Annotated in this window: 2 pseudogenes; one reads left to right on the plus strand and one right to left on the minus strand. The window is 73.0% G+C overall.

From position 1 onward, the window contains the following. Positions 1-20: 20 nt before the first annotated feature. Positions 21-302, minus strand: a pseudogene (locus tag LPA54_RS34185) (phosphotransferase); the annotation flags it as partial. Between the two features lie 161 nt (positions 303-463). Here LPA54_RS34185 and LPA54_RS34190 point away from each other — a divergent pair. Beyond that, positions 464-697: pseudogene (locus tag LPA54_RS34190) on the plus strand (DUF4343 domain-containing protein); the annotation flags it as partial.

Consider the following 697-nt stretch of genomic DNA (forward strand, 5'->3'; position numbering starts at 1 on the left):
GTACCGTCCAGCCAGGTTCAGACCGACCGGGGCCGGGGAAAGGCCTTGTCCGGAACTCCCTGGGCCAGCGGGAGGGGTACGGGGAAGGGCAGCCGCGCAGCCAGCAGGGGCAGCCAGCGGTGCTCCGTCGCCACATCCGCCGCACTGCCCTCGGTACGGGGCAGCCGTACGGCCTTGTCGGCGCCCAGTCGGTAGATCGTGTTCGCGGTCCCGCTCGCGTCGACCGCCTCCACGGGCAGGTCCGCCCAGTGCGGGAACTGGGCGGCGATCAGGCCGTGTACGAGCGATGGTTCGATGATCATGCGGCGATCGAACCAGGTGGCCCCCGGACGCGCACAACATGCTCCCCGACCCGCCGCACCGATGGTCTTCGCACGCGTTCTTCCCGTCGGGCCCGTCCCGCCCCCACCGGCCCGGAAAATTCGGTGCGGCGCGGCGCCCCCGTACGGGAGGATCTGCGGCCATGACCTGCCCGCCGCGCATCCTCGTCCTTCCGCCCCGGCTCACCGCCTCCGCCCGGACGTTGCGTGCCACCGCGCTGCGGCGCGGTCTGCGGATCGTCGAGGCGACGGCCTCCGCCGTACCGGAAGGGCTGGGAAGCCCGGCATGGGCGGAGGGCATCGGATGTACCGGGAGCGATGGTCACGCCGTGCATCTGCACGCCGGGCCCTCCTTCGCCGACGTCGTGGCCCCCGCC

Source organism: Streptomyces sp. DH12, assembly GCF_020873895.1.
Lineage (GTDB): Bacteria > Actinomycetota > Actinomycetes > Streptomycetales > Streptomycetaceae > Streptomyces.